The organism is Candidatus Electrothrix sp., assembly GCF_052785085.1.
On sequence record NZ_JALAAI010000092.1, the window covers coordinates 1 to 15,730 of the forward strand.

The 15,730-nt window shown below is 44.1% G+C and carries 12 protein-coding genes; 3 read left to right on the forward strand and 9 right to left on the reverse strand.

The features are described from left to right. Window positions 1-145 precede the first annotated feature (145 nt). From L2082_RS13750 to L2082_RS13790, 9 genes are all read right to left on the reverse strand, one after another. A complete protein-coding gene (locus L2082_RS13750) occupies window positions 146-2,341 on the reverse strand; it encodes an O-antigen ligase family protein (protein ID WP_446011860.1) in 2,196 nt (731 codons plus the stop codon). Between the two features lie 202 nt (window positions 2,342-2,543). Next, window positions 2,544-4,826, reverse strand: a complete 2,283-nt coding sequence (locus L2082_RS13755) for a GumC family protein (protein WP_446010555.1) — start codon at window positions 4,824-4,826, stop codon at window positions 2,544-2,546. Between the two features lie 128 nt (window positions 4,827-4,954). Next, the gene (locus tag L2082_RS13760) at window positions 4,955-6,640 is read right to left on the reverse strand and encodes an SLBB domain-containing protein (RefSeq protein ID WP_446011861.1); all 1,686 of its coding nucleotides are present in this window, start codon (window positions 6,638-6,640) and stop codon (window positions 4,955-4,957) included. A 37-nt stretch (window positions 6,641-6,677) separates the two neighbouring features. Further along, a complete protein-coding gene (locus tag L2082_RS13765) occupies window positions 6,678-8,150 on the reverse strand; it encodes an outer membrane beta-barrel protein (protein WP_446011862.1) in 1,473 nt (490 codons plus the stop codon). Window positions 8,151-8,233: 83 nt separating this feature from the next. After that, complete coding sequence (locus L2082_RS13770) at window positions 8,234-8,860, reverse strand: hypothetical protein (RefSeq protein ID WP_446009726.1); 627 nt, start codon at window positions 8,858-8,860, stop codon at window positions 8,234-8,236. A 154-nt stretch (window positions 8,861-9,014) separates the two neighbouring features. After that, complete coding sequence (locus L2082_RS13775) at window positions 9,015-9,503, reverse strand: deoxycytidylate deaminase (protein ID WP_446009727.1); 489 nt, start codon at window positions 9,501-9,503, stop codon at window positions 9,015-9,017. A 14-nt stretch (window positions 9,504-9,517) separates the two neighbouring features. Further along, on the reverse strand, window positions 9,518-10,342 hold the full coding sequence (locus tag L2082_RS13780) for an alpha/beta hydrolase (RefSeq protein ID WP_446009728.1): 825 nt from the start codon (window positions 10,340-10,342) through the stop codon (window positions 9,518-9,520). Between the two features lie 117 nt (window positions 10,343-10,459). Further along, window positions 10,460-11,278 (reverse strand): pyruvate, phosphate dikinase/phosphoenolpyruvate synthase regulator, encoded by an 819-nt coding sequence (gene ppsR, locus L2082_RS13785; protein WP_446009729.1) that lies wholly within the window; start codon window positions 11,276-11,278, stop codon window positions 10,460-10,462. A 19-nt stretch (window positions 11,279-11,297) separates the two neighbouring features. Further along, window positions 11,298-11,591 (reverse strand): hypothetical protein, encoded by a 294-nt coding sequence (locus L2082_RS13790; protein WP_446009730.1) that lies wholly within the window; start codon window positions 11,589-11,591, stop codon window positions 11,298-11,300. Window positions 11,592-11,888: 297 nt separating this feature from the next. On the opposite strand from L2082_RS13790, the gene pepN reads away from it, so the two are divergent. The 3 genes from pepN to L2082_RS13805 form a co-directional block, all read left to right on the forward strand. Beyond that, a complete protein-coding gene (pepN, locus tag L2082_RS13795; protein WP_446009731.1) occupies window positions 11,889-14,555 on the forward strand; it encodes an aminopeptidase N in 2,667 nt (888 codons plus the stop codon). A 69-nt stretch (window positions 14,556-14,624) separates the two neighbouring features. After that, on the forward strand, window positions 14,625-14,867 hold the full coding sequence (locus tag L2082_RS13800; protein ID WP_446011863.1) for a hypothetical protein: 243 nt from the start codon (window positions 14,625-14,627) through the stop codon (window positions 14,865-14,867). 162 nt (window positions 14,868-15,029) lie between these two features. Next, window positions 15,030-15,730 (forward strand): leucine-rich repeat domain-containing protein (locus L2082_RS13805; RefSeq protein WP_446011864.1); only part of this gene is annotated, 701 nt, incomplete at its 3' end.

A 15,730-nucleotide genomic window follows, 5' to 3' on the forward strand; every position in this document is an offset into this window, starting at 1 on the left:
TAAGCAAGAGAAAGTAGTTTCATGGAAAAACCTCTTTGATTTTTTTCACAAATTATAATATTATCTCCCCAGAATGTCTATTCTAATTATGCAGAATATGGCGTTTCCCACTAATCTGCGAAGAGCCACTTTTTTGATACAACCTTTATTCGGCAAGCTTTATTTTTCTGATTGCACGATCTATCCCTTCGTTTTTCGGATCAAGCAATAAGGCCTGTTCAAATTGTTCAATTGCTCTTTTTTGATACCCTCTCTTTAAATATATCTCACCGAGCTGAATATGAAAAGGGGCATAAGCTGGCACATACTGAATCCCGAGCAGTAAAGCAGATTCTTCCTTTTGTTCCTTTTTCTTGACTCGGTAATAGCGCGCAGCCTCTTTAAAATAATGCTCATGCACCCTGGGTTCCTTGTCAATATACGCTAGAACATGCTCTATCACAAAGCTATACTGCTCTGTTTTCCCTTCCCTTTTCAAATGACTCCAAAAAGCAAACCAAAGAGCAGATCTGTCCGGCAGGACAGCAACTAGCTCTTGCTGGTCAAGCTGAAACTTGGTGAGCAGAGGATACAGTAAAGAGGTAAGCTGTTTATTATGTTCAATTTCTTTTCGCAACCGTATCAATCCTTCCTTTCTCAAAGGATGCGAAAGCTCAAATTCCGCCCATACCTGAAAGGCAATATCCTTTTGTTGACTCCTTTTGTAGCCTGTTTCCATCAAAAGCCGGGCCTGGATCAGATCAATTCGTGCGACTAAACTCCCCAGCTGTTGCAGATAGGCGAAATGCATGGGTTGTTGCAAAACAGCTTCAGCAGAAAGCCGCAGTGCCTCCTGCCCTCTTTCTTGTAGCCTTGTTATATTTGCCAGGGCATAGGCATATAATCCGGTTAAAGGATCTGTTTTTTTTGCTTTTTCAATGAGGTTATATACTCGCTCTTGTTTACGGAAAGGTTTCAGGTAAGGTAAGGAGACAACCGACAGAGCCTGTTGATAATATTTTTCTGCCACCACTTTTCTTCCCTGGATAACCAGAGTTGCACAAAGGAAGAAAAGAAGCCCCAGCAATGCGATTCCCTGTACCTTATGGGATGATTTCCAAGGTTTCAATAAAGTAGGAGAAGTCTGATAATAACGCCGGGTGTTGCCAGCTGAGACCAACAGGCCACAAAAAAAAGCAAAATACAGGCCGTTTGCCCCGTTATGCAAATTAAAATCAAAGATACTAAAAACAAGAAGACCAACAAGAGCGCTCAAGGCCCCCATTGCAAGCAGTACTGACATCGTGTCCTGGCGCACACGGATACTTCTGTACCCTGTTTTCAGTACACTAAAGATCCAGCAAAAAGCCAAGAAGCCAGCAACAGCCCCACCATCGGTCAGTAGTTCTATAAAATCATTATGAGCGTGTTCGTAGAGAAGATGGTCAGAAATGGTTTTGTAATAGGGGAAGATATCAACAAAGGTACCAAAACCTGTTCCGGTTATGGGAAAATCCGCTATTATCCGTAGGCTATCTGTCCAGATCAACAAACGATCATCTTGTATTGTTCCGGTTTCCTGGTTAATAATTGAAGTGAAACGGTTCCAGACAGGGTCCCAACCATACCATCCAACGATTATCAACACGCCAATGCTCAGCAAAATAAGGGACAGTTTGTCCACTTTTCCCTGCCGCAGGAAAAGCAGAATAAAAAAGCAGAGTACTGAACAGAGAATACTGAGGATACCACCACGCGACTGAGTAAGAAAAACCGAGGCAAGCAGGACAAGCGATCCAAATCCCATAATGAGATGAATTGCAATTCCTTTTTCTGAAAAAAAGGCCAGAATCTTTTCTCTGATGGTTTTAAGATGTTCCAGTGCAGGGCGATAGAGGATAAACTGCGCCAGCACAAGTGGACAGAGCATCACCATAAAACCAGCATAATGATTTTTATAGACCCAGGGGCCAAAGGCTGTTTTGCCTCCTGTTAATTGGCGAAACCAAAACAGCGTATCAGGTGCTGTCATTCTTTGCACAACAGCAAGGAGAGCAAGACAAAGGGCGAGCCAACTTACAGCGTTCACCGTGACTACCAACCGTCTACTACTGGTGAGAAGCTGAACTGTCAGCAAATAAAAAAGAACATATGAACAGAGCCGCAGTGCCTCAAGCAGACTGGCCTTTCTATTCACTGTTAACGGTATCCAGTGATCAGGAAAAATCCCTCCAATCTGCCTGGGAAGGTCAAGTACCGGTTGATAGACGTGATATATATCAGGGGCCAGCCAACCAACAATGAATGGTGGTAGTGGGATGGTTTGAAAAAAAATCCAGCCAAGCAGCAATAGCAACGGCAATAGGCCTGGTGGTCGATAGAATATCCTTTTTTTGTGGGAGAATGGCTGAAGAAAAACAAGGCAGCTCACTGCTACCAATAGTTCCAATGTAAAGATTGACCACGGCTCTGTTGTACCAAAGGCAAGAGGGGCAAAAAAAAGGGTAAACAAAAAAAGGAAAAAGGTACCCCCCCTTTTTTCCGGGTTTCCCTGCGCCCTGGATTTACCCTTTCTTTTGCTCGGTATAATACCCACCCTTTCCTTTGCGAGAGTAGTAGGAGTAATAGCCGTAATAGCCTTGACCAGCAGTCCGTTTTGTCACACGGTTAAGGACAAATCCCAGCAGATGAGCCTGACTTTCCTTTAATTTTTTTATCCCGCTATCCAACATATCATAGGTGATTTTTTGGGAATGCAGAACAGTAATTGTTCCTTCAACAAGACCAGCCAGAACCAGACTGTCAGTCACCTGTTGCACTGGCGGAGAATCAAGAAGGATAAAATCAAACCGCTCAATTGATTTATTCAATAATGTTTGCATTCTCTTGGAACCTAATAATTCTGCTGGATTCGGTGGAATGGGACCAGAAGGAAGTACAGAAATAAGACTATCTGGCTGGGGTTTAATCATACTGGGCTGCTGTTCATCCGTGTTACCAGAAAGATAATTACTCAGCCCGTAAGAGTTGTCTATCCCAAACATACTATGCTGTCTCGGGCGTCGCATATCAGCGTCAATAATCAAGACTTTTTTATCATTTTGCGCTAAAATATAGGCCAGGTTTTTTGTTGTTGTGCTCTTTCCTTCCTGCTGCATCATACTGGTAATAAGCAGGGTACGCGGTGGATGATCCGGAGTTGAAAGAAGTACACCTGATCGAATCAGTCTATAGCTCTCTGTAAAGGCAGAAAGAGGATTATCTATAATAAACGTTTCAACATTTTTGCTTTTCTTGGGAAGGTCTTCGACTGCACCAAGCACGGTCAGGCCATACCTTTTTTCCAGGTCTTCGCCTGCAGAAACAGTATTATCTATATAATCCAGGAAAAAAACCAAAGCGATTCCAAGGCTCAATCCAATAACAAGCCCCTTGAATAATTCTTTCTTTTTATTCGGTCTTGACGGTGCAAGGGGAAGGCCTGCTTTTTTCATAGCCCATATTCTGAGATCCATTGCCTGCGCTGTCACATTGGTTTTCTTAATACTACTGGACAATGCATCATAGATATTCCTGTTCATTTCTTTATCTCTGTTCAAGATAGTGTATTCAACAAAAAGCTTATTCATATCCTGTAATTCAGCCTTGGACTCATCCATCATTTTGGTCAAATCTTTAACCCGGGTTTTGACAAGCTCGTAATTGTTTTTCACCATTTCAATAACCCGTTCTATTTCAACCCGCTTCTTTTTTTGTAATAATTTTTGATCAGACCGGGCCTTGATCATCATCGGATGTTTCTCACCATACTTCTTAGATAATTCTCTAACATTCTGCTCCGCAGCAAAAAGCTCTCCACGAAGTGCCTGCAACTCACTGTTATTCGCAAGTAAAGGGATAGCTTCTAGTTTTTTTTCATTTTTACCGGCTCTTTTTATTTGTTGATAAACAGCAGCATATTTTTTCTCCTCAGTCTGCGCAGCAGTAAGTTCAGAGCTGAATTGCGAAAGGCGTTCAGGAAGGATAGCTAATTTATTCTCAATAGTTACAATATCATTCTTTCGCATGTAGTCTTGTAAAGCCCTTTCTGCGTCCTCAAGTTTTTTTCGTTCCTCACCTGCCTTTACTGTCATCCAATTAAGCGTTTGTTTTGTAGTACTTGTTTGTATATCCAAAGTTTCTTCAGTATAGGCCTGAACAACCCCATTAGCAACCATTTGAGCAATTTTAGGTTCATGATGGGTATAGCTCACATTGACGATTTTGGTATTATGCATAGGAGACAGAGTGAGGGAACCCTGGAGTATACCGGCAATTTTTTCTGCATCTGTTTTACCTCCTGCGTCAACGGTTGCCTGTCCATTTTCTGTCTGAACAGTCCCATTTTTATCTCCATTAAGAATTGATCCGACCAGTGACGACCCAAAAGTGACAAGGGTCTGGACAAGAGCATCAAAGCCACCTGAACGAGGTAATGTAGATCCCAGGAAATATTTTTTATATTTTGTATCCAAATGAAGATTTTCTACAACTCTAAGGGCCACATTATGACTCTGTATCAATTGCAATTGAGTCGCTTTAAAATCAGGATCCCATGTCCGAGAGCTTAACAATCCTTCAAGACGCCCCTTTTCCATGTTCTTTTCAATCAGAACTTGGGTTGTTGCTGTGTAGTAGGGGATCTTTGAAAACGTAGATAATGCCGTTATCGAAAAAATTATCGCTACAACTGCGAGAATTAACCACATTCGTCTCCGCAACACACGGAGATAATCAAACAAATGCTTGGATGATGGCTGCTGCGTTTGTTGAATATTATTATCTACTATGGATTCTTCCGGGTACATTATATTATTTTATAAATAAGAAGGAAATACTCCATCATTCCTATAACCAGATGGAACTTCTGGAGATTTTCATAAGTTGGTTTAATCAAAAGGCGAAGGGACTCAACATACAAAATCATTCAATAAAATCAAAAAAAACTTTCCGGTACAACAACAACATCCTCGGGTTGCAATAATGTGACATCATCAATATCTTCCAGTACCTGTTTTTTTCCATTAACTATTCGCTTTATTTCTATACTTGATTCTGCTGCAATGCCGGTAAAGCCTCCTGCTAAGGAAATCATCTTTAGAACAGTGGTCTTTCTGCCACACGGGTAAGCTCCTGGTCGCTTCACCTGACCAGTGATATAACAGACTGCTTCATTTTTGGCAGCACTTGCTGGCACAATAACCACATCATCCGGTTGAAGCAACGTATCTTTATTAATATTTCTTAGTACCTGTTTTCTTCCATTAACCTGCCGATTAATCTCAATTCCTGATTCTAAAGCGTTCTTAGACAAGCCACCCGCTCGCGTCAACAACTTCAGCATACTGGTTTTTCTTGAACAAGGATAGGCTCCTGGACGATTCACCTCGCCAGCAATAAAGCAATCAGCGTTCTTTTTTACAGCACTTGCAGGTACGATTACAACATCCTCTCGTTGTAGCAAAGTATCCTTGTCAACATTTCTTAAAACCCGCTTCGTGCCGTTAACCTGCCGATTAATCTCAATTCCTGATTCCAAGGCATTGTCTGTAAGACCACCTGCTTTGGTCAATAATTTCAGTATACTTGTTTTTCCAGAGCAAGGATAGGCTCCTGGACGATTTACTTCGCCACTAATAAAACACTGCGTCTCCTCCTCCTTACTCACTGGTCGCTGCGGGACAAAAATAACATCATCAGCCTGGACAACAGTATCCTGCGTCACATTTTGCATTATCTGCTTAATACCATTCACTGTTCGAGTGATCTTTATCCCTGATTCAAGAGCTTTTTCCGTCAAGCTCCCAGCCCGAGTAACAATATTAAAGACGGTCGAATCTGAACCACAGAGGTATTTACCTGGTTGATTCACTTCGCCTGTGATAAAGCAGACCGCACCTTCAGCGATTGCAACGGTATCCCCTCCTAAAATCTGAATATTCAGCTGAGGATCACCGGTTTTTATCAGTCGATCCAGATTAATAGGAATATCTTTCTGTGTTCCGTTTTCCTGCCGTTTAATTATTGCTGTTTCTCCTGCATTATCTTTTAATCCACCAACCTGAGATATCAGTTCAAGCAAGTTTATCGACCCATTTAACTCAACTAGACCTGGGTTATAGACAGCACCGAGAACCACTACCTTTTTACTTTTAAACTGCTCTATAAAAATAGTCACCTGTGGGTCGATAATATAGCCATTTGCCAGAGCACTTTCTATACGGTGCGCTGCTGCCGTCGTCCCCAGTCCAGCAACATGTACTTCTCCGATTAAAGGAAAATCGACTGTCCCAGCCTGAGTGACTCTCGCTTTGGCTGTTAATTCCTCATGATCAAAAACTTTGATGGAAAGGACATCACCTGCTCCGATCGAATAATCGACCATATTCTTAACAGCTGTTGTTTTACTGTGCTGCGAAGGACTAAATGAAGGTAATGTTATCTTCGGAACACGGGAGGATACAGTCTGATTCTTTGATACAATTCCCTGAATATTATCAGGCGATCCGATATTACAAGAAGCCGAAGCTGCTGCCAATAAAACCAGGCACAAGGCAATAATTAGTAAAAAGAAAAGGTTAGTCGCGTCGCTTTTCAGGCAGTTTGTTCTATTCTTCAGCATGATTTTTGTTGGCTTTGCATAAAATTATCAGAGGTTGTTAAAATGCGCCACCGGCACTGATACCCAAGGTATTTGATTCATAGTCCAATTCATCAAAATTAGAATCTTTTTTATCAAAGCCGTAGGACAGAGACAATGACAACCATTTCCTCAATGCAAAACTAAGACTCGGGCTAAAATTCCAGCGCTCATCAAAACGAGAAGCACCATCAAACTGCGCATAATCTGACTCTTCATAGATAAAGTCCATTGTCGCTTTGATACGACTGGTGAATCGATAGCTATAGCCAAGTCGAGAAGTCCATACAGTTTTATTCAGTGCATACTGGCTGTCTGACTGTTCAATATTATACGTTGAGTTTAACAGAAATTGATTTTTGCGAGTTGCCTGCCAAGTCCCCTGTATTTCGTAATTAAAACTTTCCTGTCCATCCTTCAAGGTATCGACAACCGCTTCAGCTCCATCACTCTTCCAATCTTCATCATAATCTACCATCTGATAGCCAGCACCGAGCATAAAACCGGTTTTGACAGTGGCCTGCCAGTTAATTCCTGCCCGAACGATAATATTCGCATTATCCGGCATTTCATCTTCATCATAAGCAGCCATAAAATGAGACATGCTCATAAAAAAATTTGTTTTTGGGCTGTACGTATAACCCAGTGTACCGTTAAATCCATGATCAGCTCGATCCATAAAATTATTTAAATCAAGTTCATAGAGCAAAAGATGATTAGAATATCCTAATCCTGCATAGATTTTATCAGTTACATGCCATTTGGCATTAGCTTGTACAACGTTTGAATCATAAACACGATTATTTTCAGAGGTTGCTTCAGCAACATTAAATATATCCTGACCACGGGAATAATTATCCATCAGACTTAGAGAAAGTCGATCATTGTGTTTGTAGTTTATCTGCGCTTGTAATCCTCCTTGAGTATTATTAAGATCAGAATTCGCCGAATAGGTTGTGTAGGTTAATTTTCCGCCAAAATACAAATTGAACTTGTTATAAATATCATATTCGGTTGGACTGTATTGCAAACCACCAACCGGTGTGTTGTCTGCGGCGACCTGAAGCGGTCGGCTGCTTCTTCTCGGCCATGTATACCATACAGTTGGAGAAATTGACGCCTGAAAGCTTTCAATTTTTTCCCCATCATCATTATACAGATTATCAGTCGATTGCCACCCCCCCCCTAATGAAGCATGAAATTTTCCATATCGATAACCAAAAACTCTGCCATCGGAAGTAACTTCTTCCTGTTCTCTTCCAACTTCAGTCTCAGCTGACATTACAACAGGGGGTGGGGCTAGATTTTGATTCTGGTACATCGTAGGTTCCAGGTTTTGAATCTGATCAGTGTATATTACCTTTGCCATCGGCAAATCAGAGGTGGATGAACCACCTGCCTGATTGAGTTCCTGAGATCCTGCATTAAACGCTTGCGAACTCACCATCAAAAACAACGCACTGACAGTATATTTTTTATATCGACTATTCATTATTGTTTACTCTTCTGATTGATTACGATGCTGTGCAAACCATATTTATCATATCTGCCATATTCGCTAACGAGGCTGTAGTGTCACGGCGCAGAAGGACTTGAAGGCCGTCGTGGTCTTGTGGGCGGTGTAACGTGTTCCGGCAGAATAACATGGTCAGGCAGGGGAACAAGATCCCGATCACTCAGTCCAAACCTGTTGCCTGGTTTATTATTTATGATATCACGATCACTTAATGTTAACTTATCCCCACACTCTGCAATACTCTCTTCAAGAGCGATACTCAAATCTTCAATAGTCACACCAAGCTTATCCGCAGCCTCCTGAACTTCCTCCCTGTCGGCACCGGCGCAGTATAGAGCCTTTAATCCTCTTTTAATCCCTATTTCTTCTTCATTCTCAATGATAAAGGTTAAAATTTCTTTCGCGCTCACATCATCATCCAAGGCTTTTTCTACGGCAACCAGTAAGCCATATTTTTTATTATCTTTCAAAAAACGAACCATCCATTCAGGACGTTCTATACGAGGTCGTGTCGGAGGATCAACATGATCCGGCAATTCAACATGCTCTGGTAATGGAACAAGCTCACGATCACCCAGCCCTAATCTTCTTCCTGAATCATTCCCGTTTGACTGTGCCCACAGGTTTTGTATACCCACACAACTTATTATGATTGAAATAACTACTGCATAAAGAACAGTTTTCATGTTTTCTCTCCACCCAATGTTTGACGATTCTCTCCCAAAAACACAAATACAATATTTGTATACCTGGTAAGCAAAGTAAAGTAAAGTAAAGTAAAGTAAAGTAAAGTACATCTTTCTTTACACGTTATTCTTCAAACAATCATCGGCAATCTCCCTAAAAGACAAGCTTTACCTGTTCCCGTTCTGTTGTAAACTGCCTGTACTGGACACCAGATTTTCCCAGCATAATCTTTGAAGCCTTCACTGTATCAGTATGGTTATATTTATCAGAAAGATAAATAATCTCTCCAATACCTGACTGAATAATCACCTTGGTGCATTCATTACAGGGAAACAGGGCCACATAGATCCGACAACCGGAAAGATTGCGAGAGGTTGCATTAAGCACCGCATTCAATTCTGCATGACAGACATAAGGATACTTGGTATCCAGATAATCTCCCTCACGGCTCCACGGTAACTCATCATCAGAACATCCCCAGGGAAAACCATTATAGCCCACTCCTACAATCTTATTATCAGAATCCGCAACACAGGCACCAACCTGGGTATTTGGATCTTTTGAACGTTGCCCGGAAAGCAGGGCCACTGCCATAAAATATTCATCCCAAGTCAGGCAATCTGTCCGTTTTCCTGTCCCCATACTCCTCCGGTTTCCTATTCAGCAAGGGCTTGCTTGTTCTTGAATTTCTTTCTCTGGTTCCGCCAGTCCGAATCTCCGGTGATTTTTGCAATAAATTGCTGGATAGCCATAAAATAATATTTTCCACCAATACTGATCAAAGAATTATGATCAGCACCTGGCACCACCTGAAGTTCTTTGACCCGAGCACCGCTTTCAGCATGTAATTTTTCCGCTTGCCAAAGGGGAATCAGGGTGTCCCGCTGACCGTGGAGCAGAAAAGTCGGTTTGGTGATTTTCGTAATTTTACCGACATTATTAAACGTCTGTTCCTCAGTTATATCAATCCCAGTGATGTCAGCCCCAAGAGTTTTTGCCAAAGCCAGGGTTTCAGCAAAACCACTTTCAATAATCAAACCACTGATCTCATCCTGATACGCCTGCGCAACTTCTATGGCTGAGGCAGATCCTAATGATCGTCCCATAATAAAAATTGCTGGCCGGTATCCCCGCTCTGTGAGCATTTTCTTCAGCTCGTTATACAAAACATGGCAATCTGCAAGCAGGTTCGAAAAAGTTGGCGTGCCGTCACTCCAACCATAACCGCGATAGTCCGTGACCACCACATTCAGGCCATAACGCATATATTCCAGGCCGATCTCATCGTAATCAGAAACAATTTCACCATTTCCATGAAAAAACAAAATCGTTGGTTTGTCTTTTCCTGCTGCAAAAAAACGACATCCAATGGTAACACCAGGTTCAACTTCAATACCAAGGTCTTCAGCACTTGGGGGGACAGGGGTTGGTTCGCTTACCCGAGGATGAAACAGAATACGCTGTATTTCTGGACTATCCATAAAATTCTCCGCTTGCTTTTCTGAATGACTACAGCTCGACATCAAAACCCATATCAGACTCCACACCACGAGACACGGCAAGAGAAACGAGGATGATGAAAGAGAGGAATCCATCTTTTATCTTTTTTTCTTTGATATACCGAGTAGCTGAGTAACCTGGACCGCAAGTTCCTCAATGGATTTCCCTTCAGTATTGATGGTCTTGATTCCATGCCGCATATAGAGTTGTTCTGCCTGGTGAATTTCAGTCCGGCATGTTGCCAACCGGGCATAGGAACTCCCTTTATAGCGTTCTTCTCTGATTCGATGAAGAAACTGAGGAGTAATGGTCAACCCAACAGTTTTATGACGATTACGAACAATATCTGCTGGAAGTTCATAGGCTGCCAAATGATCCGCAGTCATAGGGAAATTAGCTGCTTTCCGCCCGAGATGAGTGGCCAGATAAACACTGACCGGTGTTTTTCCAGTTCTGGAGACCCCAACCAAAATAACTTCTGCCTGATCATAGCCACTGGTTCGCTGCCCATCATCATGCTCAATGGTATAATGAATAGCTTCTACCCGTTTATCTGGTCGGGTATTATCACCAGGGTTACGAAAAACTCCAGGCTGACGCAAGGCCTTAGCTTCCAGCTTGTGTTCAAGCCTGTCTAACAGGCCATCATACAGATCCAACATCTCTATTTCAGCCCGGTCAAAAACATCACGAATTTCCGGGTTAATAATAGTACAAAAAACCAAAGGCAACAGACCACCCGACTGCTTCAGGATACGGGTAACAGCGTGTTCTGCATCACTGGGCGTTTTGACAAAGGGAATTTTTTCCTCATTAAAACCAATGGCAGGGAACTGACAAAGGAGGGACTTGCCAATATCTTCTGTCAGTAAGGCTGTTGAATCAGATACATAATACACATCTTTAACATTCCACATATTCCGACCTTATCCAACCTTACTCGTCTGTATTAATCTGCCGGATCTGATCCACCCTTTTATGACAAAAAAGACAGCGATAAGGTTGCGGATGTTTTTCTGACAAAGCCTGTTCTTTTCCCTCTGCATGGCATTCCAGGCAAAAACCTTCTGCCTGCTTCCGATCCATGTCCATAAAACGCTCATGATTATGATCACGGGGCAGGTGCGGCGTTGTTTCTGGTGGAGCCTTCCATAAAAAATATAACAGACCACCGCAAATTAAAATGAAAAAAATATGATAAACAAGAAGGTTCTTTTTCTTTTCTGCCATTGGAATACAATCCAAGAGTAAACGTTTCAGCATATCCAAGGCGAAAAGTTACGTCCGATACACTTTCCAACGCAACATGCCTTTTTCTGATTGTCTATTGATCGTACAGCTATTACCCTGAACATGATGCGTTTTTCCCAGACGGCCAGCAGCACTTTTCCTGTTTATAACAAAGTCTGCACAAGGTACGATCAAATAAAGGCTACCAGTATACACGAACCTGGAAAAATATAAAATAACTGATACGGATTTTCTTGTTCACCTAACCAAAAACTAAAAAGTAAAAACTATACGTTCATGGAACCACATACAACAAAATATCTCAAAGACTATTATCCCTATCCCTTTACCCTCTCCACGGTCGATCTCCGTTTTGAATTGGATCCAACGCAGACCCGAGTGCTTACTCGCATCACCATGCAGCGCAATGCATACGGACAGGAGAACAACTCTGCCCTTGAACTCACTGGCGAGTCTCTTGAATTGGTCTCTGTACAAATTGATATGCTTCCTCTGACAAAGGATGAATATTCCTATGATGGCAATACACTTCGGATTCCAGAAGTACCGGATCAGTTCACCCTGGGAATTGAGACGCTCATCAACCCGCAGGAGAACACTGCCTTGGAAGGACTGTATCTCTCATCAGGGAACTACTGCACCCAGTGTGAGGCTGAGGGCTTCCGTCGTATCACCTGTTATCCCGACCGACCGGATGTCCTGGCGGTCTTCACCACCATTATCATCGGTCCTAAAGACAGCTGCCCGGTACTGCTGGCCAACGGCAACCGAACAGCGCAAGGAGAACTTCTTGATGGTCGCCATTTTGCCACCTGGCACGATCCTTTTCCCAAGCCGAGCTATCTTTTTGCCTTGGTTGCCGGTGACCTGACCTGTATTCAGGATCGTTTTACTACCATGTCCGGTTGCGAGATCAGCCTGCAGATTTATGTGGAGCATCGCAATAAAGAGAAATGCGACCATGCTATGGAATCCCTCAAGCACGCCATGCGCTGGGATGAACAGGTCTTTGGCCGGGAATACGATCTTGACACCTACATGATCGTTGCAGTGGATGATTTTAATATGGGAGCTATGGAAAACAAGGGATTAAATATTTTTAATTCCAAATATGTCCTTGCCCAACCTGAGACAGCAACAGATACTGATTATGAAGGCATTGAAGGAGTCATTGGCCATGAGTACTTTCATAACTGGTCAGGTAACAGAGTCACTTGTCGGGACTGGTTTCAACTCAGTCTGAAAGAAGGACTCACCGTGTTTCGCGATCAGGAGTTTTCCGCAGACATGGGTTCCAGGGCGGTCAAGCGGATTCATGATGCCGACATCATACGCTCCTTGCAATTTCGGGAAGACAGCGGGCCTATGGCCCATCCGGTGCGACCGGCCTCTTATGTGGAGATCAATAATTTCTACACCCTGACGGTATATCATAAAGGGGCTGAGGTGGTCCGCATGCTCCACACCCTGTTGGGAGCCGAGGGCTTTCGCAAGGGTATGGATCTCTATTTTGAACGGCATGATGGTCAGGCCGTGACTTGCGATGATTTTATTCAGGCCCTCCAGGATGCCCAGCAAGAAGAGAATCATCTGGATTTTGAGCAGTTCAAGCTCTGGTACAGTCAGGCCGGAACGCCTGTTGTCACGATTTCCCAGGACTATGATCCTGCCACTCAGGAATACACCCTGACAGCGCAGCAGACCTGCCCGGACACACCAGATCAAAAGAGCGCAGACAAAAAGCCCTTTCTCCTGCCCCTGTGCATCGGCCTGCTGGACAGCAAAGGCCGGGATATGGAGCTGTATCTGCACGATGCAGGCAAAAATAATAAAAACAACGGCACCTTGATCCTGCACCAGGACAAACAGCAATTTCGTTTCACCGGCGTGAAAGAGCAACCTGTCCCTTCCCTGAACCGCAATTTTTCCGCACCCATCAAGGTTGTTGCCGATCTTGGTGAAGAAGAGCTGGCCTTTCTCATGGCCCATGACAGTGATCCCTTTAACCGCTGGGATGCCGGGCAGCAACTGGGCCTGCGCTACCTTCTGGCCGGGATTGATGATTGGCAGCACGGCAAGGAACTGACCGTTCCAGCCATCTTTCATCAGGCCTTTGAGCGGCTGCTCTGTGATAAGGAGACTGATCCGGCTTTTCTGGCTTCCGCCCTGACCCTGCCTTCGGATACCTGGATCAGCCAGCAACTCAGCGTCATTGAACCGGAGGCTGTCCATGTCACTCGCCAGGCTTTCCGGCTGCAACTGAGTCAGCAGCATCGGGATGTCCTGTATGAGAATTATTACAGACTGGAAACAGAGAAGCCGTACCAATATTCCGCTGAAGAGGCGGCCCGTCGTGCTTTGCGCAACTGTCATCTCGCCTATCTGTTGGCCCCGGAAGCGGAGGAAACTCTTTCCGAAGAACTGCTGAACATCGGCAAGAAACAGTATCAAGAATCCGATAATATGACTGATGCCCTGGCTGCTTTAGGAGCAGTGGTCAATGCGGACCAGGCCGCAGGAGATGAGCTGCTTGCTGATTTTTACGACCGCTGGCAGGATGATCCCCTGGTTGTAGATAAATGGCTTGTTCTCCAGGCTACCTGTACCCTGCCCGGAACCCTGCAACGGGTTCTGGAGCTGATGCAACATCCAGCCTTCAGCATGAAAAATCCCAATAAGGTGCGTTCACTGATCGGGGCCTTTTGCGGCAATCAGCATCAATTCCATGCCAAGGACGGGAGTGGCTATACCTTCCTGGTTGACTGCATCACCGAGCTTGACCCGATAAATCATCAGGTGGCCGCACGAATGGTATCTCCCCTCACCCGCTGGAAGCAGTATGATGAACATCGCCGAGACCTGATGAAGACGGCTCTTGAGGAGATTGCGGCCCTGCCGGGCTTGTCCCGTGATACGGGTGAGATTGTGGATAAGAGTTTGTAAAAAATACACCTGCTACCGGACGTATCCAGCCTGCCGGTCAACGCATGAATGCAGTGTTGCAACGTTTGCATGAAGCTTTTACATGTTTGTACACTGTGTTTACACGTTGAAATACTTGTTGCGGACGTCCATAATCTCTTTCTGGATGTCCGAATCAAGGTTCTGGACATGCAAAACCTCGTTGCGTACATGCAAAATCTCTTGCCGGATGTCCGAATTGAGATTCTGGACATACAAAGTCTCGTTGTGAACATCCTCTACCTCGTTTGGGATATACAAAAGCTCGTCTGGAACGTCCTGGAAGAGGTTTGATATATACAGAAGCTCGTTCGGAACGTCCGATTCGTTGTTTTGTATGTCCGAAAGCCGGTTGTGGATATGCAGGGGCGGTTCGCGAACCGGGCGTACCTCTGTTGGTACAGGTGGAAAGATCAGATTCTTCTTACGGCGTTTCTTTTGCTGATACAGGATACTATGGCATCGAATGATTTAGAGGTTATTAAAGAAATAGAGAAGGCTCTGCGGGTGCAGTTGCGCCGGATGGATGAATCCGAGTTCAAGCGCAGAGATGCGAGATCCGGGCCTGACGACTTTTCTTATGTTGCCGATGAGCAGGGGCAAGTCACGGCCCTGCGTATACGTAACGCCGGGCTTACCAATGGCAATACCGATTTTTCTCTGTTTGAAGAACTGGGACAACTGCACACGCTCGATTTAAGTTCTAATCAGCTCACCGACATCTCGGTCCTCAAAGAACTGGGACAACTGCACACGCTCGATTTACGTTCTAATAAGCTCACCGACATCTCGGTCCTCAAAGAACTGGGACAACTGCACACGCTCGATTTAAGTTATAATAAGCTCACCGACATCTCGGTCCTCAAAGAACTGGGACAACTGCACACGCTCTATTTAAGTGATAATCAGCTCACCGACATCTCGGTCCTCAAAGAACTGGGACAACTGCACACGCTCGATTTACGTTCTAATCAGCTCACCGACATCTCGGTCCTCAAAGAACTGGGACAACTGCACACGCTCTATTTACGTTATAATAAGCTCACCGACATCTCGGTCCTCAAAGAACTGGGACAACTGCACACGCTCTATTTAAGTGATAATCAGCTCACCGACATCTCGGTCCTCAAAGAACTGGGACAACTGCACACGCTCGA